Genomic DNA, 26,402 nt, shown 5'->3' on the forward strand with positions numbered 1-26,402 from the left:
GATAAGTTGCGATACGAAACAATCGCTTGGCGCCGGCGTTGACAACGCATGTCGCGCTATTTCCTTATCGCTATGGCAGGAGGCTTGGCGGCGTTGATCGCGCTGCTGCTCGGCTTAGGCTCATTCTCCAAGCAGCAGGTGCCAAGCGGAAAGGAACTGTCCCCCGCGAAGTACATTTCTATCCCTGACTGAAACGAGATACGCTTTGATACGCAGGGCTCAGTTTTTACGGTGAATCGGAAACGAAAGAGATCAGAACCAATCGTTTGGTTCTCTCCGAAACTACTTCCGGCTTTCAAGCTGACCCTCGTAGCGCTTATCGATTTAGCTTCTCCGATAAACACGTGTATTTTAAGGTCGTGCGCGTAGACCACATAAACGAATTAGCCGGAGAAATGGCGTTGGGGTTTGCTTCTTAGAGGTTTGGAAACGTCGCGGGCAACCGTCTTGCTTCGACCTTCCGGCTCAGCCCCGCCTCGTCAGGTAGGCCTCGTCAGGTAGGCCTCGTCAGGTAGGCTATGTAATCGGGGTCCCAACCTTTCATACGCTTGAGCAAGGCCTGGCGGCGCTGGTCGGGCATGCCGGGGCCGTGCTCGAGGAAGTCCTGAATTGCCCTCTTTAACTCCTCCACCTGCGGCTCCTCTCCCGTGACCAGGTCGCCGTACTCCGCCATGATGTCCTGCACGCGCTCTTCTATGTCATTCACCGCCACGGTCCTCCCAATGCTCCCGTCCATAACCGCACGCCTGTGCGGCTAGTTCCGCTTGCTCCGGAAGTCATTGAACGAAGCATCGATCAGAAGGAGCTTGTCGAGCACGATCAGCTGCCGCTCCTCCCGCGTGCCGGGTCCGCTCTCGAGGAACGCCTCCAGGGTATCCTTGACCTGCTGCACCTTCGCGTCCGTGCTTTCGGGGCCGTCGCTGAACCGCGCCAGTATCTCCTGAATCTGCCGCTCATGATCGTCGCTCATCTTCATGCTCCTGATAGCCTGTTTTCTTAGATAGGCGGCACCCGCTACGAGGCTAGCCCTCCGTTGAAAGCGGCGCACCTTCACACATCGATTGCCCATAGCGCCGGACGCTTTGCGTAACCGAACCGGCTTCTTTTCCTGCGTCCAATACACCCAAGGACTTCTACCGCGCGTTGTTTGCGGTTGCCCAACCGAACATGCTGCGGACATGCCCAATTCGAATGGCCCGAAGCGGACAACCGGGCCAACACGCAGCGTGCCGCGTCTTACCACCAGCCTCCTTGCATCGGAGGGAAGAACTGACCGCCGCCCCTGCGCGTATTGCTCGGGTTGGGATTCGGACTGCGCTGGAAAAAGAAGCCGAAGCCGTCGTCTCCCTGCGGGCTATCGTTGCTCCAGCCGCTATCGTCCGCCACGACGACCTCGCTCGGCTTGCGCGTGATGAAGCCGCCCTGTGGCTGGTCGCTCAGCACTGCAACAAACTCGGTGCGATAGTTTGTCTCTTTGCTCAGTGGCTCGTCGGAGACGACGATTGAGGATCGCGGCAACGCGGCCGGCGCGATGCGATCGAGGACTTCCTTCGGGATGGTGATGCGGTCGAGCGCGTTTTTGGCGTCATCCCCAGTCTCGATCGTGACGGCGGTCCAACGCAGGCCCGCATCGTTGCGCGCCACCGCCGTGAACACATGCGTGCCCAGTGGTGTGCCGGGATCGCGGATCGTGACCGGGACCTCGATGGTTGCATCGAATACCTCGCCGCCTCCGTCGGGCGCCGGTTCATGTGTGTTGCGCCGAACGTAAAGCGTTTGCGTCGCTCGGCTGATGTAGATCGAGACCGGCTCGAGCGCGAGCTTCGCGTCGAGCGCCGCCTTGGCGATGCCGCCCTTTTTTGTCTGAGCCGCCTTGGCCGCTTCCTTTGCGGCGTTGGCTGTGTCGAGCTTTGATTTCGCGTCTGCCTTGGCGGTGTCTAACTGGGTCGCCAACTCCGCCGCTTTGGCAACGGCCTTTTGCTTGCGGTCTTCAGCCTTCGTCCTGGCTTGATCGGTCTTGGCCGCGGCCAGCGCCTTGTCGGCGGATACAACTGCGGCGTCGGCCCGGACTTTGATTCGCTCCAGCTTGCGCAGAGACGCTGCGAGCGGTGCCAACTCGCGAGCCGCTGTGGCCGCAGTCTTTTTGGCCTCATCGGCCGCCTTGGCAGCCTCGGCGGCTTCGCGGGCGAGTCTCTCGGCAGTCGCCGGAGCATCTGCGACGATTTCCGCCTTCGGCATGAAGAGCGATAGCGTCGGGTGAGAAAAGTTGACCGGGGCCGCATCGTCCGGCGAGATGATCACGCGCATCCCGATCCGCGTCTTGTCGAACAGCTTCTCCGCAAAGCCATAGGGCATTCGCACGCAGCCATGTGAGGCCGCATGACCAGGCAATGGCCCGCCATGCAATGCAAGGCCGTTCCAGGTGATGCGCAGCATGTTCGGCATCCAGGCATCGTCATACATGCTCGAGTGGTGGTCCTTGTCCTTCTCTACGATGGCGAAGACGCCGGCCGGCGTCTCGCGCTCCTTGATGCCGGTCGATACCGGGGCGCGCAGGATCCAGCCCTCGGTGTCATAGAACGTGACCTGCTGGCTCTTGATGGACACAATTGCCATGATCGGCTCGCCGGCTTCGCGCGGCGCCGTGGTCTCGGCGGGTTGCGCGCGGCGCGCCTGTTTCGCCGTGGCTTCAGCAATCGGTGCGATCAGCGCGGCCATCGCCGCGAACATCACGACGGCCGAACGTCCCCAATGGTGCATCGCCACCGTAGATCGCACCAACGTCAATCGATTCACCATTCCATTCCCCGTCGCAACGCATGTCCGCTGCCGTGACCGACCTCACAGATAGCCGACTCGTGAAAAACAAGCATGCTCGCAGCTGAAATTGGCACAAAACGGACAGAGAGCGTTCGCAAGCCTTCAGTTGCACACAGGCAACACTTCGGGGAAAAGGACACGGTCTGCCCGGTTGCGCCATTGCGCGGCTATTTCCTTCCCGAAACAATCGTCGCGTCCACATCCTCGGCTATGTAATCCGGTTCCGATGAGGCTGGCATGATGAACCCGCGGCAACTTTCAACGCTGACGCCCGCCTTGCTATGGGTCGTTTTCGCGGCAGGCATTTACGCTCTGCTTGCGATGGGATCAGAGGCACGCCAGACCACGGGCGGGGCGACACCGATCACTATCAGCACGCCTTCTTCCTCCGCTGCACAGGAACTCACCAAGGCGTTGCAGCCGAGTTCAATGTCTCGTCACGATCTGAGTCAAACCGATCTGCAACCCCCTTTGATATCTCATGTGGCGATGACCGAACTCTCGCTTGCGGGAGATATCGCCCACGAACCGATGGCACCTGTCGAAATCTCGCCTGCCGAACCAGCGTCCGTGCAAATCGCAAGCGTGAATCCATCGGATATCGAACCTGTCGATATCAACAAAGCCACGAAGTCCATCGAGATGGTCGACAAGTGCCAGGTCGTGGACATCTGCGTCGATCGCTATCTGTGGGCGCTTTATCAGCGCACGCCCAAGGAAGATACTATCAGGATACGTGAATGGAAGAGCGTCACGATCAAGAGGAAGGGCAAGAGGGTGAGTGTTTCCAGAGCCTTCACCAAGCTTGTCGATCAAAATTTCGGGTGGAAGGATCCCAAGGCGGCGGAACGCGTCGGCATGTCCATGATGGACTATGTGATCGGCGGCATGGACCGGAGCTTCAAACTAAAATTGTTTCGTATGTTTCATGCGGCGGAGGCAGCCGGGCTTTCGCCGGGCATCACCAGCGCATTCCGTGACGACTACCGCCAATCGATCGCAAGCGGCCTCAAGGCGGCGAGCAACAGGTCGTATCATGGCGGCAGCTTGCGCGGTGGTTATGGGCATGGGCTCGCGGCCGATGTGGTGAGCGTCGAAGGCGGAACGCGCAACCAGCGATTTGCTTCCTCGGAAAAATTCTGGAAGTGGGTTGATGCGCACGGGAAGGAGTTCGGAATCGGACGCCCATATCTCGGCAGGGACCCGCCGCATGTCGCACCGGTCGACGGCCAGGAATATGCGAAGCATAGCGGCGGTACAAAACAGGCGGCATCGGACGCCAAGGAGACCAGCCTGAAGAAGAAGGCGAAGGGCGTGGCCACACGCGATCACTCACGCTGAGCCAAGCGCCCGAGAACTGCAGCCGCCTCAAAGCCGAAAGCGAGCTGAGTGGCTTGGCCGATATCAGGCTCCAAATGAAATCTGGGAATCCGTAGCGTCCGTTGCTGGCCCTCTTTTGCATTGTCGTCGCCAGCCAGACGGAAAGGTTATTATAAATAATAATCAAATATAATCAGATAGTTATCAAATAACTCGTTTCCGGCCAGAGCAACAGAAGCTTCTCCGCTACCGTTCGCTCAGGTCCGATTCTGATCAGCAAATACACGGACACTTCCCACATCGCTGAGTGGCAATCCCCCTCCATTCCCGTTGATATCCGATTGGTAAACGGAGCTGTTGGTATGCCATTTCACAGCCGCAGCAGATACCCGGACAGGTCCACGCGACTGGGCCGTTGATGTTCAGCGACAGCCTAAATATGCACCCTATCTGGAACGCTGCGGTCCGAGCTATATATTTCCTGCGATACCAACATTGGAGTGAATAATGAAAAACGCAATTGCAGTAGCTGCCCTGGGCATCGGGCTGGCTTTTGGTTCGGCTTCCGCTTCGTTGGCCGACAATGTCGACGGTGGCGCTCATCCGCGGAGCGGAGTGCCCACCGTCGCGGAGCACGGAGCCAGCACCGCCAGGGGAGTAAGCAGGTCCCAAACACCGCATGTGTCCGACACAGACGGCTATCATACGAAACAGTATCATACGACGAAACATAAGAAGAAGAAGAGAAACAAGAGGTAGGCGGGCGGACTCATCGACATTGATCTACTGGTCGCGCGAATTGTAGCGCGGCCAGTTCACGTCACCCATTCCGTTAGTCGGCTGATGCCGAAGCGGAGTGTGAGCCAACCAAGGCACGCGGGCCCTAGGATCGGAATGAGCTCAACATGCCACTCATGGCCTGTCTGCGAGTGATGACCTTCCCCATCAACTCGCAGAAGACCCCAGGTTTCGTTCCAAATGAACGCCTTTTTTCGAGCCTTTTTTGAGCTCGGATCGGTGGAACGAAAACGACGATCTCCGACTTTGCTCCCCGTGTTTAAAGGTCGGAGGAAAAATTTATGGCCCGTTCGTTGATCAGAGCCGCAGCGATTTCAGTTGCGTTGATATTGCCCGCATCGGTCATGGCCCAGGGTGTGATTGGAGGCATGGAACATGGCGCGCGCGAAGGTGATCGAGCAGCGGGTCCGGTCGGTGCCGTGGTCGGTGGGGCCGTCGGGGCCGTTACTGGCGGTGTAGCCGGCGTGCTCGGCATCGATCAGCGTCCGCGCTTCCGGCAATACGTGGTCGAGCAGCATCATCCTTCATTTCATTATCGTGAACCGGTGCATGTTGGCGTAGTCCTGCCGGATAGCGGCCTCACCTACTACGAGGTGCCTGCCGAATATGGTGCGCCGCACTATCGATACACCGTTGTGAACGACCAAACCGTGCTGGTCGATCCGCGGACGCATAGCGTGGTCGAGATCATTGACTAGGTGATCGATCCGGCGGGCTGCCGGGCCTGCTCGCGCTTGCTTGAACCTTAAGACCCTTGCTTCGAATGGAGACTCCCGAACTTCCCCGCGGGATCCCGTTCGAGGTGAGTGCCGGCTTGAGGCACCTGCTTTTCGTATGCACAAAACGCCGGCGGCCGCTTTGATAGAGCCGTAGTTAGCTGCAGTGCAAGCGTCGGCATCCCACGATCAATGATCGCCAACCGAGCAAACGCCATTGAGATCACCAAGAGAGGGAGGCTATTATTGATCCGGGACAAGCCGAACGGAAGGTACGACCATGACCAACGAAGACCAGATCACTGGCTTCATTAAATACCGGGGAAAAAGACGGATATACTCGGCAGACTATGAAGCCGACAAAAGTGACGATTTAGTCCGACTGTTTCCTGAGAACTTCACGGCTGCGGTGCCGGCGATCAAGAAATTGCCGGACTTATCGTACGAGGAAACCGCGCTCTACCTGCTTAAAAAAGTTGTCGACGAAGAGATCGAAAAGGCGGGACAATCCAGGCCTTTTTATTCCTGAACGCATTCCCCGCCTTGACGGTGATTGCCGAAACGCGACCTACTGATAGGAATGAAGCTCATCTGAAAACCCGAATATTGCGAGAACTTTCCACCCTCATTGCGGTTTAGTCCTGATGCATTCAGGCAGGATGGAAAGATGAAAAGGATCGAAAAAGAAGACCAAAGACGCGGGACCATCACGTATCAGTTAGACGACGGTCGTTACGTGACGCTCGATGAAAACGCTGTGGCGCAATTTGGAGCGGATAATCTCATCCAATGGCTGGGTATCGAACGTGTCCCAGTTATGCACCACGGTCGTCGTGTCGGGACGCTCCCGGCAGACTTTGAACCTCTCAACGCCAAAAATGTCCACCCCGGTGATTTTAGGCGCGAAGGCGATGGTTGGGTTGCAGAAGAAAAGCTGGCTCCGGAAAACCTGGACGCTGTCGTGGGATTTGAGCGGGATAAATGACTCAACCAGCTTCCTGATGGCGGTTCCAGCCCTATGATTCCGGGACGTTCGCCCTAGATTCGGGCCATGGACCTTTCCCTCCGCCCTACTCTCAACGCCGGCGACAAGTTGACAGACGACTATTGCGTGATGCACGACGGCCGATCGGTCGGTCGGATCAGGCTTGCGGGGGAACGGTCACGGCAGGGTGTCGCCGCGTGGGAGTGGCGCATCAATCCGCCTCTTCCTATCCCGCCGTGGTGCAGCGGCACGGCTGCTAGCCTTGAGGCCGCGAAGGACGAATTCAGGACCGCGTGGGAGCGGTTCTATGCGTCCCTGACGCCGGAGCGGATCAGGCGCTGGCATCTCATTGAGGGCATGGGCACGTCGAATGAGTGGTGGCTGGAATGAGCCGGTCCCCTTGCGGTCAAAACCAGTGATGCAAGGTCTCCGTAGGACCATCAACCGCCCCTAGCCGCCTTGATCGCGGCAACATCGATTTTCTTCATATGCATCATCGCATCAAACGCGCGTTTTGCTTCAGCGCCGCCGGCCGCCAGCGCCTCGGTCAGCACGCGCGGCGTGATCTGCCAGGAGATGCCCCATTTGTCCTTGCACCAACCGCAAGCACTTTCCTGACCGCCATTGCCGACGATGGCGTTCCAATAGCGGTCGGTTTCTTGCTGATCGTCCGTGGCGATCTGGAATGAGAAGGCTTCGTTATGTTTGAACGCAGGTCCGCCATTGAGCCCCAGACAGGGGATACCGGCCACTGTGAATTCGACTGTCAGTACGTCGCCAGCCTTACCGGATGGGTAATCGCTGGGAGCACGGTGGATGGCACTTACCGAGCTGTCAGGAAAAGTCTCGGCGTAAAACCGGGCTGCAGTCTCGGCGTCCTTGTCGTACCATAGACAGATCGTGTTCTTGGCGACGGTCATTGCTTGTCCTTTTGCTTTTGAAACCAATTCACCCCCGTCCCATGCATTTGTGGCCGGTTCACAGCCGTCTTAGCGGATACGCGAACGTAGAATGGCATATGACGCTCCTCCAGCAACACGCGATCTACAACCAGGGTGCACCCAGTCGCGGTCAATAGTCTCGACCTGAGCTTCGTCAAGAGGAACGCCGAAGACATAAAAGCCCCGTATGGTGACTTTTTCGGGTCTTCAGAGGTTAAGAATGAGCGGACGGGTTGGCTGGAGCGCGAGGAATCGAGTTCACGCTCTCCCGGTCGAACGGAGTATCTAACGCTGCTCAGCAAAATCTCTTCGCGTCATGCGGTCATGCTGACGAGTGCTTCTGAGGAGATCAGGAGCTTTCCGCCCTCCACCTTCAGCGCAAAGGTGCGTACAGAACCCTCGTCGGCCCCAACAGCCATGCCTGTCTCGAGCGAGATGACCCAGTTATGCAGCGGACAGGTGACCTGAGCGCCGTGCACGATCCCCTGGCTAAGCGGGCCTCCCTTGTGGGGACAGCGGTCCTCGATAGCGAAGAAGCGATTTTCGATAGTGCGGAACACCGCAATCCGCCCCTGCGGCGTCGCCACACAGCGCGCACCGCGAAGAGGGATATCTGCCGTTTGGCCAATAGCAATCCAGCTCATCGTGCTCCCCCCGCCGCAACCGGAAAACCGATAGTCGCCATCGGCCGGAATTCGTGCTTGTCCTTGCCAGACACGCGTTCAGACCACGGATCGACCTGAGCGAATTTCCGACTGAAGTCGAAGCGATCGAAATAGTCATTGCGCTTCTGGGGGTCCTCCAGAATCTGGCGGCGGATCTCGTCAAGGCCGACGCGCTTCGCCCATTTGTAGATGCGCTCGAGATAGTAGGCCTGCTCGCGGTACATCTGGACGAGCGCTACGATATGCTCCAGCGCTTCATCCTCGGTCTTTACGACACCCAGAACCTCCGTGCCCTTGATGTCGAGGCCCGCCGCGCCGGCGAAATGGATCTCATAGCCGGAGTCGACGCAGATCACGCCGACATCCTTGCAAGTCGCCTCGGCGCAGTTGCGCGGACAACCCGAGACCGCCATCTTGACCTTGGCTGGAGTCCACGAGCCCCACATAAATTTCTCGATGCGGATGCCGAGCCCGGTTGAGTCCTGCGTGCCGAAGCGGCACCAGTCGGTGCCAACACAGGTTTTTACTGTGCGCAAGCCCTTGGCATAGGCATGACCCGAGACAAAGCCGGCCTTGCCGAGATCAGCCCACACCGCAGGCAGGTCTTCCTTCCTGACGCCCAACATGTCGACGCGCTGGCCGCCCGTGACCTTCACGGTGGGAATGTGGAATTTATCGACCACGTCGGCGATGGCGCGCAATTCCTTCGCACTGGTGACGCCACCCCACATGCGCGGCACAACCGAATAGGTACCATCCTTCTGAATGTTGGCATGGACGCGCTCGTTGACGAAACGCGACTGATAGTCATCGGCGTATTCGTCCGGCCAGTCGCATACGAGATAGTAGTTGAGCGCCGGCCGGCACTTTGCGCAGCCGCATGAAGTCTTCCATTCCAGTTCCTGCATGACGGCAGGAATGGTCTTCAAACTCTTCGCCTTGATAAGCCGGCGGACATCGCCATGTCCGAGCGTGGTGCAACCACACACGGGCTGTACGGCGCCGGGATTGTAGCCGTCGCCGAGCGTCAGCGTCATGAGTTGTTCGACGAGACCCGTGCAGGAGCCGCAGGATGCGGATGCTTTTGTGTGGGCGCGCACGTCGTCGAGCGACGTCAGGCCTTTGGCAGTGATGGCCGAGACGATCTTGCCCTTGCAGACGCCGTTGCAGCCGCAGATTTCGGCATCATCCGGCAAGGCTGCGACCGCCGCCATAGGATCGAGGGACGTGCTCCCCTGACGGGATTGACCGAAAATCAGCGTCTCGCGCATCTCCGAGACATCTGTCCCCTTGCGCAGCATATCAAAGTACCAGGCGCCGTCCGCGGTCTCGCCGTAAAGGACCACGCCGACAATGCGGTTGTCCTTCAGCACAAGCCGCTTGTAGACTCCCGCGCCCGAATTCCGCAGCACGATATCTTCCCGATCAGGCGCGTCGGTGAAGTCGCCCGCCGAGTAAAGGCTCACCCCGGTCACCTTTAACTGGGTCGCTGTTTCGACGCTGCGGAACGTCGCTTCGACTCCTGTCAAAGTCTTCGCCGCGACCTTGGCCATGTCATAGAGCGGCGCGACGAGGCCATAGCAAATGTTGTTGTGCTCGCAGCATTCGCCGAGGGCGAGGACATTCTTATCAGAGGTCAGCATCTGGTCGTCCACGACGATGCCGCGCTCAACATGGAGGCCCGCATCGGTTGCGATCCGCGCCTCCGGGCGGATGCCGACCGCCATCACCACGATATCCGCCGGATAAAGGGTGCCGTCATCGAGCAGCACCGCTTCGGTGCGCCCGTGGCCGAGGATCGCGTTGGTCTGTGCCTTGCAGTGAATTTTGATGCCGCGGCTCTCCAGTTCCTTCTGCAAGAGATAGCCCGCCGCCGCGTCCAGCTGGCGCTCCATCAGGTGGCCCATCAGATGCAGGACCACCACCTCCATACCATGGAGCCTGAGCGCCGCCGCGGCCTCCAGTCCGAGCAGACCGCCACCGATGACGACAGCCTTGGCGTCCTTTTTCTTGGCTGCGGCCACCATCGCCTGGACATCGTCATAGTCGCGAAATGCCATGACACCCGGCAAGTCCCGCCCGGCAACGGGAATCATAAAGGGAGCGGATCCGGTCGCAATCACTAGCCTGTCGTAAGGAGTTTCGCTGCTCGCCGAGTGCACCGTCTTCGCCGCACGATCGATGCGCGTAATCGTCTCGTCGAAGCGGCATTTGATCTGGTGGGCGTCATACCAAGCCGCATCATGCGTAACGATCTGATCGAACGACTTCTCGCCTGCCAGCACAGGCGACAACATGATACGGTTGTAATTTCCGCGCGGCTCCGCTCCAAAAAGGGTAATGTCGAAACGTTCCGGGTCAGCTTCGAATAGGTGCTCGAGCATCCGTCCGGAGGCCATACCTGCGCCGACGATGACGAGCTTCTCTTTCTTGTTCATCTTGATTTTGCTCCGTCGTCCTTAGATAGCGAGAGCCGTCGCGGATCACTAACGCAAGACTCGTGCCAATCCTGAAAATGCACTACGCTGCCCTCAGAACATTGCGGAGATCGACCGCTCCCAAAAACGACCGGGCAGGATCGCTCGCTACGGAAGCAGACGGTGCTGAAAAATTGTGCAACGCAACATCGGCCTATCAGGGACGTCCGCCAGCGCCGTTAACTCTTAGGCAAGTATGGGAAGCACTGAGAGGCAGTCACCTTGGCTTCCCTGCCTTACACTTTTCATCTTGCCGCCTTGCTGAGGTCAAACCCAAAGCCTTCATCTCGACATATAGACCAGCCGGAATCCGGCCGCGCAACATTGTAACCTGGAACTCAAATGCTATTCAGATCACAACCTGCTGGTCCTCAAGCCGATCCGCACGACGCGATAGCCGCGCAACTTCGCGACTTGGCGCCGCGAATCACGCGTGATCCTCAAATTGAAGCCAATCACGAGCCGTCACAGGTTGAAGAGACGTCGCTATCGACCGCACCATCCCTGCCGGCAAGCGAACCCTCGTTCCACCCTGCGCCGTCGAACGACAACGTTGACGCACTCCTAAAAGATATCCCCCGCGCACGGTCTTATCGCGGTGTCTTAACCGTACTGTCAGCCATCTGTATCGGCGTTGCCGCAAGCGTGGCCTGGCATTCCTATGGTGAAGAGGCCAAACAGAGGCTTTCGACTCTTATACCGCACCTTTCAATGGAGGCTCCCGCCTCTACGCAGGGCGTAAATGCAGTTGAAGCGCAGGATACGGCGACCCAAGCCGCCGCGCCTCAACCAAATGCCGAAGCGGAACCTGCGCAAGAGACTGCGACCGCAGCCCAGCCATCAACACCGTCAACGGATCCCATCACGCCCCCGACGCAAGCTGCACCAACTCAAGCTGCGCTTCCGGCCGAAATTGCACAGTCGCTTGAGGCAAACGCAAGCGAGATTGCTGCGCTGAAAAGCGCGGTCGAGGATTTGAAAGCCAGCCAGCAGCAACTGCGCCGAGAGATCGCAGCGGCCGCAGAGCGCGAGGCTCACCCCAAGCCCCCCGTGCAGCACCGGGCTAAGTCTGTTCCGCCACGGCCACAACGCCCCTCGCCTCAAGCGGCAACATACAATCCTCCTCTTCCGTCCCCTTCGCCGCCACCGGCGACCGAAAGCCGGATCCCCCCGCAACGCGACGCCTACATTCCGTCCCAAGCGCCGGTACCCGCCCGACTTCCGGCACAGCCTGGTGACGACAGCGCTCCCCGGCCGCCGTTGCCGGTGCGGTAAACGACGCAAGCCTGAACGCGACGACGTGCGGCATTCAAAATCGTTTAATATCCGCGTGAACGACTGGCCGGCATCGCGACATGCCGGAGTAGCCGGTCCGGGCACGCAAGGGATTATCCCCTGTGGGAACATGTGCGGCGGGATCGCGTTATAGCCCGTCCTTCTTTACTGGCGGGGGTATCGGATGGCTCGGTCAAACACCGCTCCGGCAACCGTTTCGTTTCCCGGCTTGATCACCATTGAACTGACCGTCAACGGCACCAAGGAAAAGCTCGATATTGCTCCTTGGACAACGTTGCTCGATGCATTGCGAGATCGCCTTGGCCTCATGGGTACCAAGAAAGGCTGCGACCACGGTCAATGCGGTGCCTGTACAGTGCTGGTTGACGGCCGACGGATCAATTCCTGCCTGACGCTTGCGGTGATGAAGGACGGTGCCGAGGTAACCACCATCGAAGGTCTTGCGACTGATGGCGTCCTCCATCCCGTGCAGCAGGCTTTCATCGATCACGACGCATTCCAGTGCGGTTACTGCACACCGGGGCAGATTTGCTCGGCGGTCGGCCTGATCGCCGAAGGCAAGGCGAAGACGCCCGATGACATTCGCGAACTGATGAGCGGAAACATCTGCCGCTGCGCGGCCTATCCGAACATCGTCGCTGCGATTCAGCAGGCCATGGATGCGTCATGAACAATTTCCAGTACTCGCGGGCAACGGATGTTGCTGACGCCCTGAGCCAGATTGCGGCCGATGCCTCGGCAAAGTTTATTGCCGGTGGCACCAATCTCATCGACCTGATGAAATATGACGTCGAACAACCCAGCCGGCTGATCGACATTTCGCACCTTCCTCTCGCCAAAGTCGAGGAAACGACTGCCGGCGGCCTGCGCATCGGTGCGCTGGTGCCGAATTCTGACCTCGCCTGGCACCCACTGGTGACGGAACGTTATCCGCTGCTCTCAAGCGCTATCCTCGCCGGCGCCTCGGCTCAACTGCGCAACATGGCGTCCACCGGCGGCAACCTGCTGCAGCGGACCAGATGCTTCTATTTCTATGATGTCGCGACACCATGCAACAAACGAGATCCCCGTTCTGGCTGTTCGGCAAAAGACGGCATCAACCGGATCAATGCGATCCTTGGCACCAGCGATGCCTGCATCGCCACCCATCCCTCCGACATGTGCGTCGCGCTGGCGGCGCTTGATGCCAAGGTGCATGTCGCCGGCCCCAATGGTGAGCGCGCCATTGCAATGGTGGATTTCCATCGCCTGCCCGGCGATACGCCGCAGCGTGACACCAATCTCGACCCGAAAGAAATCATCACGGCCATCGAATTGCCGGCGCAGGGCTTCAACACGCACTATACCTATCTCAAGATCCGGGATCGTCTGTCCTATGCCTTCGCGCTGGTCTCTGTCGCGGCAGCTCTCAAGATGGATAACGGAACGATTCGCGACGCGCGACTGGCGCTCGGCGGCGTTGCCCATAAACCGTGGCGGAATCCGGAAGCCGAAGCGGCGTTGAACGGACAGCCCCCCACTCACGATGCCTTCGCTCGCGCGGCCGACATCGTTTTGCACGAGGCCAAGGGTTTCGGCCACAACACCTTCAAGATCGGCCTCGCCCGTCGAGTCATCACCCGAGCGCTGACGCAAGCCGCGAACGGTACACCGCAATCTCAATCCGATAAGAAAATCGCATGAGCCGGTGCTTCACCCCCATCCATCGAGCACAGCCATGACGACCTATATCGGTACGGCGACATTGCGCGTCGATGGACGCGACAAAGTCACCGGCGCCGCTCGTTACGCCGGCGAGTACGACGCACCCGATCTTGCACATGGCAGCGTGGTCACGTCGACCATCGCCAAAGGCCGTATCAGGCGGATCGACACCAACGAAGCCATGAAGGTGGATGGCGTCCTCGTCATTCTCACCCATGAGAATCGGCCGCCGATGGCCGATAGCGACAAGGCATACGAGGATGATGTCGCGCCCGAAGGCTCGCCCTATCGTCCGCTTTATGACGGCGAAATCAAATTCAACGGCCAGCCGGTTGCGCTGGTGCTGGCGGAGGATTTCGAGACCGCGACTTATGCAGCGTCTCTCGTGAAGGTCGACTACGACGAGCAACCGCATGTCACCGATCTGGAGCGCCAACTCGGCAACGCCGTTGCGCTCGATCCACCGGCCAAACCGCGTGGCGACGCGGCCAAGGCGTTCGCAACGTCGGATATCAAGCATCAGGCCGACTATTCCGTGCCCATCGAGCATCACAATCCGATGGAGCTGTTCGCATCGACCGCCGTGTGGCACGACGGCAAGCTCACGGTTTACGACAAGACGCAAGGGGTGCAGAACGTTCAGCGCTATCTATGCGGCGTGTTCGAGACCAAGCCCGACGAAATCAGGGTGATGTCGCCGTTCATGGGCGGCGGCTTCGGCTCCGGTCTGCGGCCGCAGTATCAGGTGGTGCTCGCGGTGCTAGGCGCCCGCGCACTCAAACGCTCGGTCCGCCTCGTCCTGACGCGGCAGCAAATGTACATGATCGGCTATCGCCCGGCGATGATTCAGCGCATCCAGCTCGGCGCAAAACCGGACGGCACGCTGAATGCGATCACACACGACGCCACCACAATGACGTCGCAATACGAGGACTTTCATCGCAATGAGACGACATGGTCCGGTCTGCTCTACAAGAGCGAAGCCGCCAGTTACGCGCACAGCCTAGTCCGCCTCGATCTTCCGACAGCGTGCGACATGCGCGCGCCGAGCGCGGCAACCGGCGTTTACGCGCTCGAAGCGGCGATGGACGAACTTGCGGTTGCGCTGAAGATGGATCCGCTCGAACTGCGGCTGAAGTGTTATTCGGACAGCGACCAGTCTACCGGCCTGCCCTTCAGCAGCAAGAACCTGCGCGAATGTTACAGCCAAGGTGCGGAGGCGTTCGGCTGGAACAAACGCAGTTTCGAGCCTCGATCGATGCGTGACGGTAACGATCTGATCGGCTGGGGCATGGCCACGGGCATCTGGGAAGCGCTGCAGGTGCCTATCACGGTGCGGATCACGCTGACTGGAAACGGCCACGCCGAAGTGGCGTGCGCGACGTCGGACATCGGGACCGGAACCTATACGATCATGGCACAGGTCGCCGCCGATATGCTCGGCCTTCCGATCGATAACATCACTGTCAAGCTCGGTGACTCGACGTTGCCACCGTCTCCTGTCGAAGGAGGGTCGTGGATCGCCGCGTCGGTGTCGAACGGCATCGTCACCACCAGTAACGCCATCCGCGACGAACTCCTGAAGATGGCGCAGGCCATGCCGAACTCGGCGCTGAAAGGCGCGCTGGCCGACGATGTGATGCTGACCAACGGCTCGATCATGTCCAAGAAGAATCCGCGCAGCACCGTCATGGTCGCCGACGCCATGCGTCACGCCGGTATCGAGCGCGTCACTCAGGAAAAGGCCACAAAGTTTAAGAAGGGAGGCAAGCACGCCCACAACACCCATTCAGCAATCTTTGCCGAAGTAAAAGTAGACGAGCAGTTGGGGGTCATACGCGTCACTCGGCTCGTCGGCGCGGTCGCTGCGGGACGTATCCTCAACCTTAAGACCGCGCACAGTCAGGTGATGGGCGGTATGATCTGGGGCATGGGTATGGCTTTGCACGAGGAAACGCTCGTCGACCACCGCTTCGGCCGGATCATGAATGCCAATATCGCCGAGTATCATGTGCCGGTGAATGCCGACGTCCACAACATCGAGGTGATCTTCGTCGATGAGCAGGACGACATCGTCAACCCGATGGGCATCAAGGGGCTGGGCGAGATCGGCATCGTCGGCGTTCCCGCGGCGATTGCCAACGCGGTTTATCATGCCACAGGCAAACGTGTGAGAGACCTTCCGATCACTCTCGACAAGTTAACACGTGACGCCTAGGCGCATTTCATCTTGGCAGCTGGCGAGCGCAAGCCGACAACTTCTTGATCTCATATGCTGCAAGCAGCGAGACCGAACTTTGCTCGCAGGTTCCTTTTTTCCAACTTTGATAAAATCTTCCCATCTCAAGCGACATAAACTCCTATAAGAAAAAGGCCGCCCGTTGGGGCGGCCCTTACCATGGCTGCGACCTTTACCATGGCTAAAGCAGCCTATCAGGTGCCGCCGCTGTATCCGGTTTTCTCTTGGCCCTGAGGCTTGTTGTCAGGCATATCTTCCTGGACACCCTTCCGGATTTCGGACTTCTGCTTGGTTTCCGTGTGCTGGCCTGCCTTTTGGCCTTGATCACGCTTCTGGTCCGGATTTTTCTCATTCGGGTTGGTCATTGGAGAACTCCTTCGTTTGCAAAGGACAATGGGTTCCCCTCCGGATTGGTTCCGATGAAACTTCGGGCTGGCAGTTTATCCTGGCGCAACTCGCGTGAGGATTGCGGATCAGAAGCTCACCCGCACAATGTTATTCAGCGCCTCATAAACTGGCCGAGCCCGTTGCCGTTGAGATATTCGATCGTCAGTTCGCGGGCTGGCTCGTCACCAGCCCGTTTGAACGTAACCGACGACAACGAACCGTCGGTTTGGTTTTCGCTGGAAGGGCGGACCGAAAACGCATCACCATCCCAGTGCGTCAGCACATAGGATTGGCTCAAATGGCCGATCTTTAATTCTAGATGACCATTTGCATCGACGATCTCAGCGTCTCCGAAGTAAGGATTGCCGTAGCGACCAACATAGGATGAAGAACGCGCAGCCGGTGCTGGCGCGGTGAGCGGCGACTTGCCGACGAGATCCCCCGCCGGGGCCGTGAGCTGCGTCATAGCCGTGCCATAAGCAGCAAACCAATCCCGCGTCACCATCCCGAACTGGACAATGTCCGTGAAAGAGGTGCCGACTGCCTCCGCTGCGCCACCTGGTTCTGCATTGGTCAGCACGACAATTCCAATCCCGGCCGAGGGGATGATCGCGTAATAAGTTCCGGCACCCAGCGCGAAGGCTCCGGAATGACTGATCGTTGTCCGGCCCGCCGGCGTGATTCCGACGCCGAATCCATATCCGTACAGGCTGGGCCTCGCATCGGCTGAAGGGGAGTGAATAGAAACGACTTCGGCCGTCATGGCTGGAAGCAGCGCATCTGCCGGGATGATCTGCCGGCCTTCGAATTCGCCGTTCTGCAGCACCAACGCTAACCATCGCGCAAGATCGTTTGCCGACGAGCTGACGCCGCCTGCGGCTGACTGCGCATCGGGCCGGCGTTGATATTTGGGCTGGAAGCTGTTGCCGACCTTTACATGTCCAATGGCGCGATTGGTCTGCTTTTCGAAATCAGCAAAGCGCGAACTGGTCACGCTCATGCCGAGCGGTTTGTAAAGGACTTCTTCAGACAGGCTTTCCCAGTCCTTGCCCGATGCGGCAGCAACGGATTCCGCCGCCGCCATCAACCCGAAGTTTGTGTAGGCATAGACGTCCCGGAATCCGCGAAGCGGTAGCAGACGAAGGCGCTCCAGCACCGTTCGACGATCATAGCCGAGATCCTCGAGATCATCGCCGGCATGCTGCGGCAAGCCCGAACGGTGGCTGAACATGTCGGCAATGGTGACATGCTGCGTCACCCACGGGTCCATCAACTTGAACCAGGGCAAGTGCGCTTGGACAGGCGTATTCCATTTGACAACGCCCACGCCGACCTGGCGGGCCACGACGCTGGCCGCAAGGGATTTCGAAAGCGATGCGATTTGAAAAACGGTATTCGCGTCAATCGGCTGGTTCTCGCCGACTTTCCGGACGCCAAAGCCTTTCGCGTAGGCGATCTTGCCATCATGGACCACCGCGATCGCCATGCCCGGAATGCCGCTCTTCTTCATGATGTCGCCGACGATCGCGTCGAGGCTCGTGATCGCCTTCTCGATCTGATCATGGGTAATGGGTACGCCGGAGGTCTGAGGCGGAGAGGTCTCCGCAAAACTCGATGTTGTCGCGCACGCCCAGACTAGGCAGGAAGCTACCAGCTTGACGAGGATTGCCCTCAGGCGAAATGCGACAACAGATTTCTGCAAGAACATATGCGGCCTTCAGCTGTTTGTACCGTCACTTTGATGCATGATGACGTTTTGCGATTACCATCGGTCCACTGCAATCACAAACGCGAAGGCTTACATATCATTTCAGAGATGAACCTCTGGCAGACGCGATGCCCACCTGCTGCGCGTTGCGTATGGGGTAGCGAGCGGGTTTATCTCAATCCCAAGGGCGAGCGCCGGTATCCACTATCGCGGGCCTCATTCCTGCACACGAAGCTGCCGGTATTTCCCGACGCATAGCGTCGTTGGCCTTTCAGATAATAGCGTTCTTTTCTGAAATCGAGCCAGACGATCGTATCGCCGGGACAATTGCGTTGCGCTTGGGATTCATACCGGAACGGCGTGAGAGACTGCGCCATCGCGCCATTTGCCGCACATGAAATGAGGACCACAAGGGCAGCGGAATAACCGTAGAAGTTTAACCGCATGTCTTGCATGTTTCGTTGACCTCGAACTGATCTCGGGAGGATCCTTATCCAATCGCGCACATTCAATATTATTTACCTGCGCGTGTCGGCGTTGATTAAAAACGATCCCGGCAGTGGACACCTCACATCGGTCCGGATGGGCCACTCTCCAACCTGTTACACTTATAATCCGTTTCAGGATCGGCAGCGCCAAAGCCATCGTGACATTGACGCCGCTACGGAACGGAAAACGGGTCCGGCTATTGCGCCGGGCAACTGCCGGGCAGTCTTGGATAGAAGCATTCCGTCTCGACCCCGTCTTTGGCATGACTGGCGTTGTCGGGGACGGCTTTGGTGTTGAGGAAGCGCGTTGCAAAGTCACCCGTCGCGGGGAACGCGACCGGGGTCGGGCGCGCCGCCTGTCCCTGATTCTGCGTCTTGAAACCGGCCGGGAGCGTGAACGAGAAGCCGAAACATCCGGCCGACGGACAATCGAGATCCTTGACAGCCCAGGTCCGGCAAACAGCGTCCGCTTCCTTGGCCAGCGCCGGATCGGCGACAAGCAACGGCTCCTTGCCCGGATCTGTGGCCGCGAGCTTTGAACCGCAACTCCCGTCCTTCTTCCAACCGCAAAAGGTCGCCGGACCGCAAAGCCCGTTTTTCGGTTGCTTCGGATCGAGCTCGGACTGGCCCGCGAAATTGGTCTCGATGGTCAAAACGCCCCTGGAGACTCCTTTCACGGCGAACCACTTCCCCGCATTGGGTGAGGCGTCCGGGCTGAACTTGATCGGCGCGGTCGCCAGGCTTCCACGCACGGGCTTCACTGTTCCCGTATCAAAGCCCTCGCCGACATAGATCTGGTAGGTCTGGGCCGTGCTCGGCTTCGCATAGAGGAAGAACATGTAATAGGTCTGGCCGGGGGCGAAGACATTCACGTCCCGCGGCTTCATTGTCGTATAGTTCTCCGTATTCTGCGTGGTCTTGGAAACGGACGTGTCGACGTAGTAGACACCGTTGTTCACGGTCAGCGTTTCGCGCTGATACATGTTCTGGCCGCCCATGCGCATGAAGGGCCAGCGGCACGCGGGCGTATCGGGATTTCCGACGCAGCCGTTGGTCTGCCAATGACCTTGCTCGGACGTGGTCAGATACTGGCGGTACAGCGGCACGCCGTAGCAGGCTCCGTTGGAGCACTCGCTCGACCACTCGCCTCCCTGACCGAGATCCGGCGAGTCTCCGCAGCGGCCATAGGGTTTCGACGGATCAGGTGGGGACTTCTCCGAGCACCCCGGTGCGATCGCCGTGGCCACGTAATCATAGGGACTCGTCTTTGCGGTCGATGGCGTCGGCGCGGGCGGCGGCGGCTTCTGCGGACATACCAGCGAGGGACTGACCCTCAGGTTCGATTTGCACTCGGAGGTTTCAAGCTTGGCGGTGAAGAACTGATCCTCGTTGATCGACACCGTCTCGCCGCCGGGCTTTGAACTGATGAGTCCCGTCAGCGTCCCGTCGTCGTCGGTGAGCTCGGTCTGCCGGTCGATACCGCTCCAGCCGTCGAACATGTTTTCCGTCGAGGTGCAATAGAAATTCTTCACTGCGTTGGGGCCGGAGGTCGCCGTGCGATAGGTGCCGCCCTGACCAAAGTCCTTTTCACCCGTCACGCCATCGGGCGCCCGAAACAACGGATCGAATACGAAATGACGGATGTCGACGTTGCTGAAAAAGAGATTCGCCGAGTGAAAAGCGGGTGGATAGAAGAAGCCGTTGTTCTGTTTCCAACCGATGGCCGCGTTCGGCAGATAGCATTGCCCGTTCAGTGGATCCTTGGTGACGCCCAGGACCACGCCTGAGCCATACATGCAGCCCGGATCGGTACTCAGCTCGGTAATGGGAATGGGACAGTCTGATTTTGTGATGTCGAGGTAGGCGTTGGAATCCTGATAGGCGGGACCGTCGTAGATGTTGAAGAGACGCTGCCCCGAGTCGAAATTGACCAGCGGAATGGAGACGCCCTCTTTCGCGCTGAGGCAATAATTGCTCGGCGCAAGGCCCGCCACCTGCCAATCGCAGCGGAGCTTCGAACGCGCGTTGAAGGGTCCGGCATCCAGCGCGAAGGCATGGATGTCGTCCTGCGGCTGGGTATGGCCGATGAAAACACTCTTGCGCGCAAGCGCCCAATAGCCCCGGATCACCGACGCATGGGTATAATCGCCGCCCGTGATGAAGGTCAGGCCGCCGTTCTGAACATCCGACAGCACGCTGTTGGCGACGAGATACCACTGATTGCGCAGCCAGATCGCCGCGACATTGTGCTGGGCCCAATGGAACATCGACGTGAACTTGTCAATGACGGTCACCGCGCAATTTTCAGGGTGACCCGGATCGCAGAATTTGATGCCCTCGCAATCATAAGTGCCGTCATCCTTCCTGTTGCAGGCCGTCGCGTGCCGGTTTCCACCGACCGCATGCGGATAGTAATGATCGTTGGCCTCATTATCGTTCGGATCCGGCGCAAGGCTGCGAACCGCCGTAAGAACGTTGTTGGCGGGCGCGCTCACCTTTGCTGTGTCAGGCTTGACGACGCCCGAACACTCCGGTGCGTCGCCGGTCGTCTGAAACGACATCATCGTCGATGTGGCAAAATTTCCGACGAATGCCTTGAGCGGCGTCGAGCCTCGATAAGCGCCGTCCTTTTGCAGTCCGGCATAACCGGACCACTTCATATGCCGTTGATCGGGGCTGTTATTCGGGGTCATCACATCCGGTCTGTCGCTATTCCAGGTCGGCACGAACCAGTAGGCCGATCCGCAGGCCGTGGCGCCGGCCGCCATATTGCCGATGAACTCGTTCCAGCCGTTCGTGATCCAGAACACCGACGGATAGGTCGAGTCGGTCAGGAACGGAAATTTCGGCACGGGTTTGTGATCTTCATTAGCCGCAAGAATTCCAGGAATCCGTCGCGGATTTTGTTCATTGGCGACCGCGGCGCGCGCGAGGATCCCGAGATTGCCGTAAAGCTTGTTGTCGGTCTCGGTGCCGTCCTCAAGATAAAAGCCGTGGCCGATGGACTTGTAGCCGACGTTGCCGGCAAGCAGGACGCCTTGCGTCGAGTGAAGGACGATCCAGCGGGTCATCGATTCGTTGACCGACGAATCCTGCACGTATGTTCCTGCCGGTGTTTGGCGAGCCATATGGAAATGCACCGGATAGTGCGCCATCCGCCCGCCCTGCCCGAGCTCCTTGAATTCAACTCCCTTGACGTGCACCGCCTTGAACCCCTGCCGGAACACGACATGGCCGCCGAGCGAATAGCACGGCCCTTTGCCGTCCTGGGCGACGCAGGGGTTCTCGGGTGTCGAGGCCGGAAACTCCTCGCCCGGCCGGTCGCCTCCGGACACGATCCGGATGCTACGATTCAGGATGGCGACAGCGGCGCGGGTCTCGACGCCGTTCTTGACAAGATCGGGATCAAGGTCGAGGCGCCCCTGCGATGGCGCCAGCTTGTCGGTGAGCGCGTAGCGTTCGCCGTTATGGTGCCACCCCGCGCCGTGATCGACCCGGATTTTCTCGAGCCATCGTCCCGCCGGACCAACGCCCGTGCTGGCGTCCTTGACAACGAAGGTTTCGGAATGACCGGGCAGATAGTCTGTCGTCGTGACGACAATCTGATCGCCGGCTTTGACATAGAGGTTTTCCGGATGCTCGTTGCTCGGACCGGCGACGACGAGCGGATCATTCGCCCCAGTGCCGCCGCCAGCCGCGACCGAACCTTCCAGCCGGGTCCAGCTCGGATGGGTCAGTTGCGGATTGGAGCAGCCCATCGAGTTGCAGGAGCCTGTTGCGCCCCAGAGCTCAAGACTCCCGCCATAGGAAACGGCAAGAACCTTGTAGCCGAAATACCCAACCTGCTTGCCTTGACTATCATCGCAAGGCGATGTGCTCGACCAGACCGAGCCGTCGGAGCATTTGCCATCGCCGTGCAGCGGGCCGTAGCGGTAGAAGAAGTCCGAGACGCCGCCAGGCAATTCAAGCTTCGTCTTGCCGTTGTCGCTCCATGCCGACTTGGGGATACCGCAAGGGCCCGTATCGGCATTTTGCGCGGTCCGGCAAAGCGCGCCGAGCGCGGGACCACTTGCGTTGCGGTCGGCTCCGTAGAGATGAATGGTCAGAACACTGCCATAATTCCCATAGGGCTGTCTCGCTGAACCGGCGGCGATTGTCCCGCCATTCTCTATCACCATCGATTGAGCCCAGAAGTGAGTGGCCGTGGGCTTAATCGTCTTATCAAGTTCATCGAACACGAGCCGACCTTTGTCGAGAACGTTGACGTTCTCGAAGTAGTACGTCTGATTAGGTTTGACGTGGCACTCGCCGTTGACCAGAAGGTCGGGCGGATTATTGACGACTCCCGCGCCCGGCAGAAATCCGCTTGAGCATGTGACCATGGCGCCCTGTTGCGCGCGGCTTCCGGTTTCAGCCGAAAACGCCGGCGAGATTGAAAGTCCGAGCAACAGAAAGGCGCTGTAAGGGAGGCATTTGCGTAGGCCCGTCCGATTTCCTTTACGGTCGATATGCATCACGCATCCCCCTTCCCTGACCATTTCGTCGAGTAAATCCGAGCGATTAAATCAAGTCGTAAGTATTTTCGCTGTGCGCCTCAATCATTGGAAATTGAGGACGGATGTATTCATAAGAGAAACGCGAACGGGAAAGCAACGGGATTGTTTTACGTGGCCATCAAGACGTGTTTGTACGTTTGAAACCGCGTGCATCTGCAGCAGGCCTTTCGATTTGTTCTACCGCTCGCGAGGTCCGCCGCATGACCGTGCCGGCGTCGCTTATACACATCGTCGATGACGATCTGTCGTTTCGCACGTCGATGTCACGGTTATTGCGCGCGTCCGGCTATCAAACGGCGCTTTATGAGTCCGGCAATGCGTTTCTGAAACAGCCACCAGCCGACGAGACCGGTTGCATCCTGCTCGATCTCCAGATGGCCGGCATCGACGGATTCGGATTGCAGGAGCGTCTGAGTAGCGCTGGCAACATTTTGCCGATCATCTTCCTGACAGCGAACGGTAACATCAGCTAACAGGCACACCTTAAATGAACGGAATCAATGCATAGTCGAACTGACGCCTAGGTAGCGACGCTGGAGTCTCGCGTCAGCACTCAATTGAGCGGCCGGAAGCGTAGCTGCAACTCTGCCTCCCAGCATGATAGCGACCGTGTCGGAAACGGAAGTGGCCACCCGCAGGTTCTGCTCAATCAACAAAAGACCGATCTTGTCGAGAGACCGCCTCTTCAGAACATCAATCAACTGATCGACAATCACCGGCGCCAATCCCTCCGAGGGTTCATCCATGATGACCAGCCTGGGATTACGAAGCAATGCGCGAGCTATCGCAAGCATCTGCTGCTCTCCACCCGACAATTGAGCGCCGCCGTTCGACCTCCTCTCCGCGAGTCGAGGGAAAGTGTCGTAGATCCGCTCCGGGTCCATGCCGCTTTCTGGCCCCGGCTTGCGAGCTTGAGGTGCTCATCGACGGAGAGCGAGGGAAAGACTCGCCGCCCCTGCGGAACGATCGCGATTCCCCGCCGCGCGACCTGCATCGCAGATCTACGATCAAGAGACACGTTATCAAGCACGATAGCGCCGCTCCGAATCGGTATCATTCCCATAATGGCATAACAGAACGTCGTCTTTCCCATGCCGTTGCGCCCGACGACGGACACTGGCTTCTCGCCGACGTCGAGCGAGACCCCATGGAGAATCTCAGCGCGACCATAGTTGACGTGCAAATTGGTGACCGACAACATCACGCGGCCTCCCCCAGATAGATCGCCTGCACAGCGGAGTCGTGCTCGACTTTGTCCGGGGTCCGCTCGATCACGACCGCACCGTCCTTCATCACCGTAACAATATCAGCAATTGGCAAGGCAACATCCATATCGTGCTCGACAATCACCAGCGTCAAGGTGCGCGGCAGTTCATGCAATGTGCATAGCAGCTCTGGTCTGTCGCCGGGCGAAAGACCTGCGGCGGGCTCGTCCAGCATGAGAAGTTTCGGTCCCGCAGCGAGAGCCATACCGAGCTCCAACTGGCGGCGCTGCCCGTGCGACAGATCACGCACATCAGTATTGAGTTTATGGCGGATGCGCACACGGTCTGCGATTTCGCGCGCTCGCGCGAGATCGAGATCACTCGCCCTGGGACGCAGAAGCGAGAGCCTGTTTCCTTTGACACCACGTATAGCTAGAAAGATGTTGTCGAGCACGGTAAGCCCGTCAAACAGAAGCGAGCTTTGATAGGTACGCGCAATACCGGCGCGCGCACGCATATGCTGTTTCAGATGCGTTATGTCGCGCCAGAAATAGCGGATGGACCCAGCGTTCGGCGAATAATCACCGCAAACGACGTTAAAAAGCGTTGTCTTTCCGGCGCCGTTCGGCCCCAGAATAACGCGACGCTCACCATGAGCGACGGCAAGCTGAACACCCGAGAGAATCCGCGATCCTCCGAAGCTGAGACTGATTCCCGATAGCTCGAGGGCAAGTGGACTGGGTTGGGGCACTGCATCCGCAAGAAACGTCGAGACGACGGCGGCGCCCGATTGTCTCAAAGCTGTCATATCTTCACATTTCCGGTGTTGTTGCGGGATGGAGCGCCAAGCGCGACATACTTGTCTTCAGGAAATCCAAGCGTCTGGTTCACGTTCGGCACTTTTTTGAACACCACCGACTGCAACCGCTTGTCACGCACCTCGACCTTGGTGAGGAAATTGTCGGAAATTGCCTGCCTGTTGTGGTCAAGCTTCACCAGGGCATCGATATAGTTTTTGAATTCAAGCTTTCGCAACGCCTCACGAAAAGCCTCCTGGTTTCCGGAAAGATCGCCCTCTACGGCATTGAGGGCGAGCAGTGCCGCTTGCAAGTTGGTGGAATAGGAGAACGCAAGTGTGCCCGGTGTCTGCTGCCCGACATCTTTGCTCCAGCGCCTGACGTAGCGCGCCTGGAAATCCTTCCAGACCGGGTTGTCGTAATAGTCCCCGATCGGGCCGGCGGAAATGGTGCCTTCAAGCACCTTGCGATGGGGGCCGCGGGCTGAGAACAGCGTCTGATCGGCAAGGAGGGTCCCGCCAAGAAGCGGCAGCGAGCCGCCAGCTTGCGCATACTGGGTAAGGAAGGCCAGTCCGTCGGACCCGCCATAGACGACATAGAGCGCGCCGGATGATTTTGGAATTTGCGCAATCAGTGAAGTGTAGTCGGACGTTCCAAACGGCGTCCAGAGATAGTTGAGTTTGCCGCCTGCCCGCGTGAACTCAAGACTAAATCCAAACACCTGTGAGTAAGGAAAGGCGTAGTCGGAGGCGACAACGGTCACTTCGTCGATCTTAAGAGTATTCTTGGTGTATTCACCGAGTCCTGCGGTCCATTGCGTGCCATCCGTGCTGAAGCGAAAATAGTTCGGCGACGAATTGCGGAGCGTGTTGTCCTGCGAGGCAGACGAACCATTGATAAAGGTCTTGTTCGGAACCGTGCGCGAATAATCCCGAACCGCGATACCCTCGGCCCCCGACAATGGCCCGATCACAACATCAGCGTGATCCTGCTCGATCAGCTTGCGGGTCCGTGCAAGCGCGACGTCCGGCTTGGCGTTCGAGGATTCCCGGATCCATTCGATCTTGCGACCGCCCGCTTTGTAACCAGCCTCTTCAAGAAGAAGCTCTATGACGCGATAAGAATCCTGCCCATTGACAGCAAGCGGTCCCTCCAGCGAAGCCAGTGTACCCAGTCTGATAGGAACTTGAGAGGCATGAACGGCCGGAGCGAAGACGGCAGAGCCGGCAATAGCCGCAGCTCCTTGAAGGATTTGCCTCCTGGTAGGATTGGTTGCCATGATCATGATCCTCAAATGGTC

General features: G+C 58.8%; 24 protein-coding genes. 10 read left to right on the top strand and 14 right to left on the bottom strand.

The genetic code is table 11. From position 1 onward, the window contains the following. Positions 1 to 48 precede the first annotated feature (48 nt). Positions 49 to 192, top strand: coding sequence for a hypothetical protein (locus tag AC1RT6_RS05870; protein ID WP_472791388.1), 144 nt, complete (start codon positions 49 to 51; stop codon positions 190 to 192). Positions 193 to 493: 301 nt separating this feature from the next. Here AC1RT6_RS05870 and AC1RT6_RS05875 read toward each other — a convergent pair whose 3' ends face one another. The 3 genes from AC1RT6_RS05875 to AC1RT6_RS05885 form a co-directional block, all read right to left on the bottom strand. Continuing rightward, positions 494 to 712 carry a hypothetical protein gene (locus tag AC1RT6_RS05875; RefSeq protein WP_493029282.1) on the bottom strand — a complete coding sequence of 73 codons (219 nt, stop codon included), beginning with the start codon at positions 710 to 712 and terminating at the stop codon, positions 494 to 496. 42 nt (positions 713 to 754) lie between these two features. After that, a complete protein-coding gene (locus AC1RT6_RS05880) occupies positions 755 to 970 on the bottom strand; it encodes a hypothetical protein (RefSeq protein ID WP_139372926.1) in 216 nt (71 codons plus the stop codon). A gap of 266 nt (positions 971 to 1,236) precedes the next feature. Next, a complete protein-coding gene (locus tag AC1RT6_RS05885) occupies positions 1,237 to 2,799 on the bottom strand; it encodes a L,D-transpeptidase (RefSeq protein WP_079447899.1) in 1,563 nt (520 codons plus the stop codon). Between the two features lie 261 nt (positions 2,800 to 3,060). Here AC1RT6_RS05885 and AC1RT6_RS05890 point away from each other — a divergent pair, with 261 nt between their 5' ends. From AC1RT6_RS05890 to AC1RT6_RS05910, 5 genes are all read left to right on the top strand, one after another. Then, positions 3,061 to 4,161, top strand: a complete 1,101-nt coding sequence (locus AC1RT6_RS05890) for a M15 family metallopeptidase domain-containing protein (protein WP_079447982.1) — start codon at positions 3,061 to 3,063, stop codon at positions 4,159 to 4,161. 1,058 nt (positions 4,162 to 5,219) lie between these two features. After that, a complete protein-coding gene (locus tag AC1RT6_RS05895; protein WP_079447900.1) occupies positions 5,220 to 5,636 on the top strand; it encodes a DUF1236 domain-containing protein in 417 nt (138 codons plus the stop codon). A gap of 298 nt (positions 5,637 to 5,934) precedes the next feature. Beyond that, positions 5,935 to 6,183 (top strand): hypothetical protein, encoded by a 249-nt coding sequence (locus AC1RT6_RS05900; protein WP_079447902.1) that lies wholly within the window; start codon positions 5,935 to 5,937, stop codon positions 6,181 to 6,183. A 138-nt stretch (positions 6,184 to 6,321) separates the two neighbouring features. Beyond that, positions 6,322 to 6,639: a hypothetical protein gene (locus AC1RT6_RS05905; RefSeq protein ID WP_079447903.1), complete on the top strand. Its 318-nt coding sequence runs from the start codon at positions 6,322 to 6,324 to the stop codon at positions 6,637 to 6,639. Between the two features lie 66 nt (positions 6,640 to 6,705). Beyond that, the gene (locus AC1RT6_RS05910; RefSeq protein WP_472791387.1) at positions 6,706 to 7,029 is read left to right on the top strand and encodes a hypothetical protein; all 324 of its coding nucleotides are present in this window, start codon (positions 6,706 to 6,708) and stop codon (positions 7,027 to 7,029) included. A 50-nt stretch (positions 7,030 to 7,079) separates the two neighbouring features. On the opposite strand, the gene AC1RT6_RS05915 is transcribed toward AC1RT6_RS05910, so the two are convergent. The 3 genes from AC1RT6_RS05915 to nirB all read right to left on the bottom strand — a co-directional run bounded on the left by AC1RT6_RS05915 (position 7,080) and on the right by nirB (position 10,683). Beyond that, positions 7,080 to 7,559 (bottom strand): VOC family protein, encoded by a 480-nt coding sequence (locus tag AC1RT6_RS05915; RefSeq protein WP_079447905.1) that lies wholly within the window; start codon positions 7,557 to 7,559, stop codon positions 7,080 to 7,082. A 335-nt stretch (positions 7,560 to 7,894) separates the two neighbouring features. Then, positions 7,895 to 8,224, bottom strand: a complete 330-nt coding sequence (gene nirD, locus AC1RT6_RS05920; RefSeq protein ID WP_079447907.1) for a nitrite reductase small subunit NirD — start codon at positions 8,222 to 8,224, stop codon at positions 7,895 to 7,897. Further along, complete coding sequence (gene nirB / locus AC1RT6_RS05925) at positions 8,221 to 10,683, bottom strand: nitrite reductase large subunit NirB (protein ID WP_079447908.1); 2,463 nt, start codon at positions 10,681 to 10,683, stop codon at positions 8,221 to 8,223. The genes nirD and nirB overlap by 4 nt, the downstream gene beginning before the upstream one ends. Positions 10,684 to 12,181: 1,498 nt before the next feature. Here nirB and AC1RT6_RS05930 point away from each other — a divergent pair. Genes AC1RT6_RS05930 through AC1RT6_RS05940 form a run of 3 tightly spaced genes read left to right on the top strand, consistent with a single transcriptional unit; the run spans position 12,182 to position 15,940 of the window. Then, positions 12,182 to 12,688: a (2Fe-2S)-binding protein gene (locus AC1RT6_RS05930; protein ID WP_079447910.1), complete on the top strand. Its 507-nt coding sequence runs from the start codon at positions 12,182 to 12,184 to the stop codon at positions 12,686 to 12,688. Continuing rightward, positions 12,685 to 13,701, top strand: a complete 1,017-nt coding sequence (locus AC1RT6_RS05935; protein ID WP_079447911.1) for an FAD binding domain-containing protein — start codon at positions 12,685 to 12,687, stop codon at positions 13,699 to 13,701. Before AC1RT6_RS05930 ends, AC1RT6_RS05935 begins: the two co-directional genes overlap by 4 nt. A 34-nt stretch (positions 13,702 to 13,735) precedes the next feature. Continuing rightward, on the top strand, positions 13,736 to 15,940 hold the full coding sequence (locus AC1RT6_RS05940) for a xanthine dehydrogenase family protein molybdopterin-binding subunit (protein WP_079447912.1): 2,205 nt from the start codon (positions 13,736 to 13,738) through the stop codon (positions 15,938 to 15,940). A 215-nt stretch (positions 15,941 to 16,155) separates the two neighbouring features. Here the strand turns inward: AC1RT6_RS05940 and AC1RT6_RS05945 are convergent, their stop codons facing one another. The 4 genes from AC1RT6_RS05945 to AC1RT6_RS05960 form a co-directional block, all read right to left on the bottom strand. Continuing rightward, entirely contained in the window at positions 16,156 to 16,326 is a 171-nt protein-coding gene (locus AC1RT6_RS05945; RefSeq protein ID WP_173816033.1) for a hypothetical protein, read from the bottom strand. A gap of 134 nt (positions 16,327 to 16,460) precedes the next feature. Next, positions 16,461 to 18,056 carry a serine hydrolase gene (locus AC1RT6_RS05950; RefSeq protein ID WP_079447913.1) on the bottom strand — a complete coding sequence of 532 codons (1,596 nt, stop codon included), beginning with the start codon at positions 18,054 to 18,056 and terminating at the stop codon, positions 16,461 to 16,463. A 170-nt stretch (positions 18,057 to 18,226) separates the two neighbouring features. Next, entirely contained in the window at positions 18,227 to 18,502 is a 276-nt protein-coding gene (locus AC1RT6_RS05955) for a hypothetical protein (RefSeq protein ID WP_079447983.1), read from the bottom strand. A gap of 239 nt (positions 18,503 to 18,741) precedes the next feature. Next, positions 18,742 to 23,058, bottom strand: a complete 4,317-nt coding sequence (locus AC1RT6_RS05960; protein WP_079447914.1) for a hypothetical protein — start codon at positions 23,056 to 23,058, stop codon at positions 18,742 to 18,744. A gap of 242 nt (positions 23,059 to 23,300) precedes the next feature. Here AC1RT6_RS05960 and AC1RT6_RS05965 point away from each other — a divergent pair, with 242 nt between their 5' ends. Further along, positions 23,301 to 23,573 carry a response regulator transcription factor gene (locus AC1RT6_RS05965; RefSeq protein ID WP_079447915.1) on the top strand — a complete coding sequence of 91 codons (273 nt, stop codon included), beginning with the start codon at positions 23,301 to 23,303 and terminating at the stop codon, positions 23,571 to 23,573. 24 nt (positions 23,574 to 23,597) lie between these two features. Here the strand turns inward: AC1RT6_RS05965 and AC1RT6_RS05970 are convergent, their stop codons facing one another. Genes AC1RT6_RS05970 through AC1RT6_RS05985 form a run of 4 tightly spaced genes read right to left on the bottom strand, consistent with a single transcriptional unit; the run spans position 23,598 to position 26,381 of the window. Further along, positions 23,598 to 23,894 (bottom strand): ATP-binding cassette domain-containing protein, encoded by a 297-nt coding sequence (locus AC1RT6_RS05970; RefSeq protein WP_472791383.1) that lies wholly within the window; start codon positions 23,892 to 23,894, stop codon positions 23,598 to 23,600. Beyond that, positions 23,882 to 24,301, bottom strand: a complete 420-nt coding sequence (locus AC1RT6_RS05975) for an ATP-binding cassette domain-containing protein (protein WP_338013176.1) — start codon at positions 24,299 to 24,301, stop codon at positions 23,882 to 23,884. The genes AC1RT6_RS05970 and AC1RT6_RS05975 overlap by 13 nt, the downstream gene beginning before the upstream one ends. Next, entirely contained in the window at positions 24,301 to 25,113 is an 813-nt protein-coding gene (locus AC1RT6_RS05980) for an ABC transporter ATP-binding protein (protein ID WP_079447916.1), read from the bottom strand. The genes AC1RT6_RS05975 and AC1RT6_RS05980 overlap by 1 nt, the downstream gene beginning before the upstream one ends. Next, positions 25,110 to 26,381: an ABC transporter substrate-binding protein gene (locus tag AC1RT6_RS05985; protein WP_079447984.1), complete on the bottom strand. Its 1,272-nt coding sequence runs from the start codon at positions 26,379 to 26,381 to the stop codon at positions 25,110 to 25,112. Before AC1RT6_RS05985 ends, AC1RT6_RS05980 begins: the two co-directional genes overlap by 4 nt. Positions 26,382 to 26,402 lie beyond the last annotated feature (21 nt).

This window comes from Nitrobacter sp. MLSD-S21 (assembly GCF_058809865.1).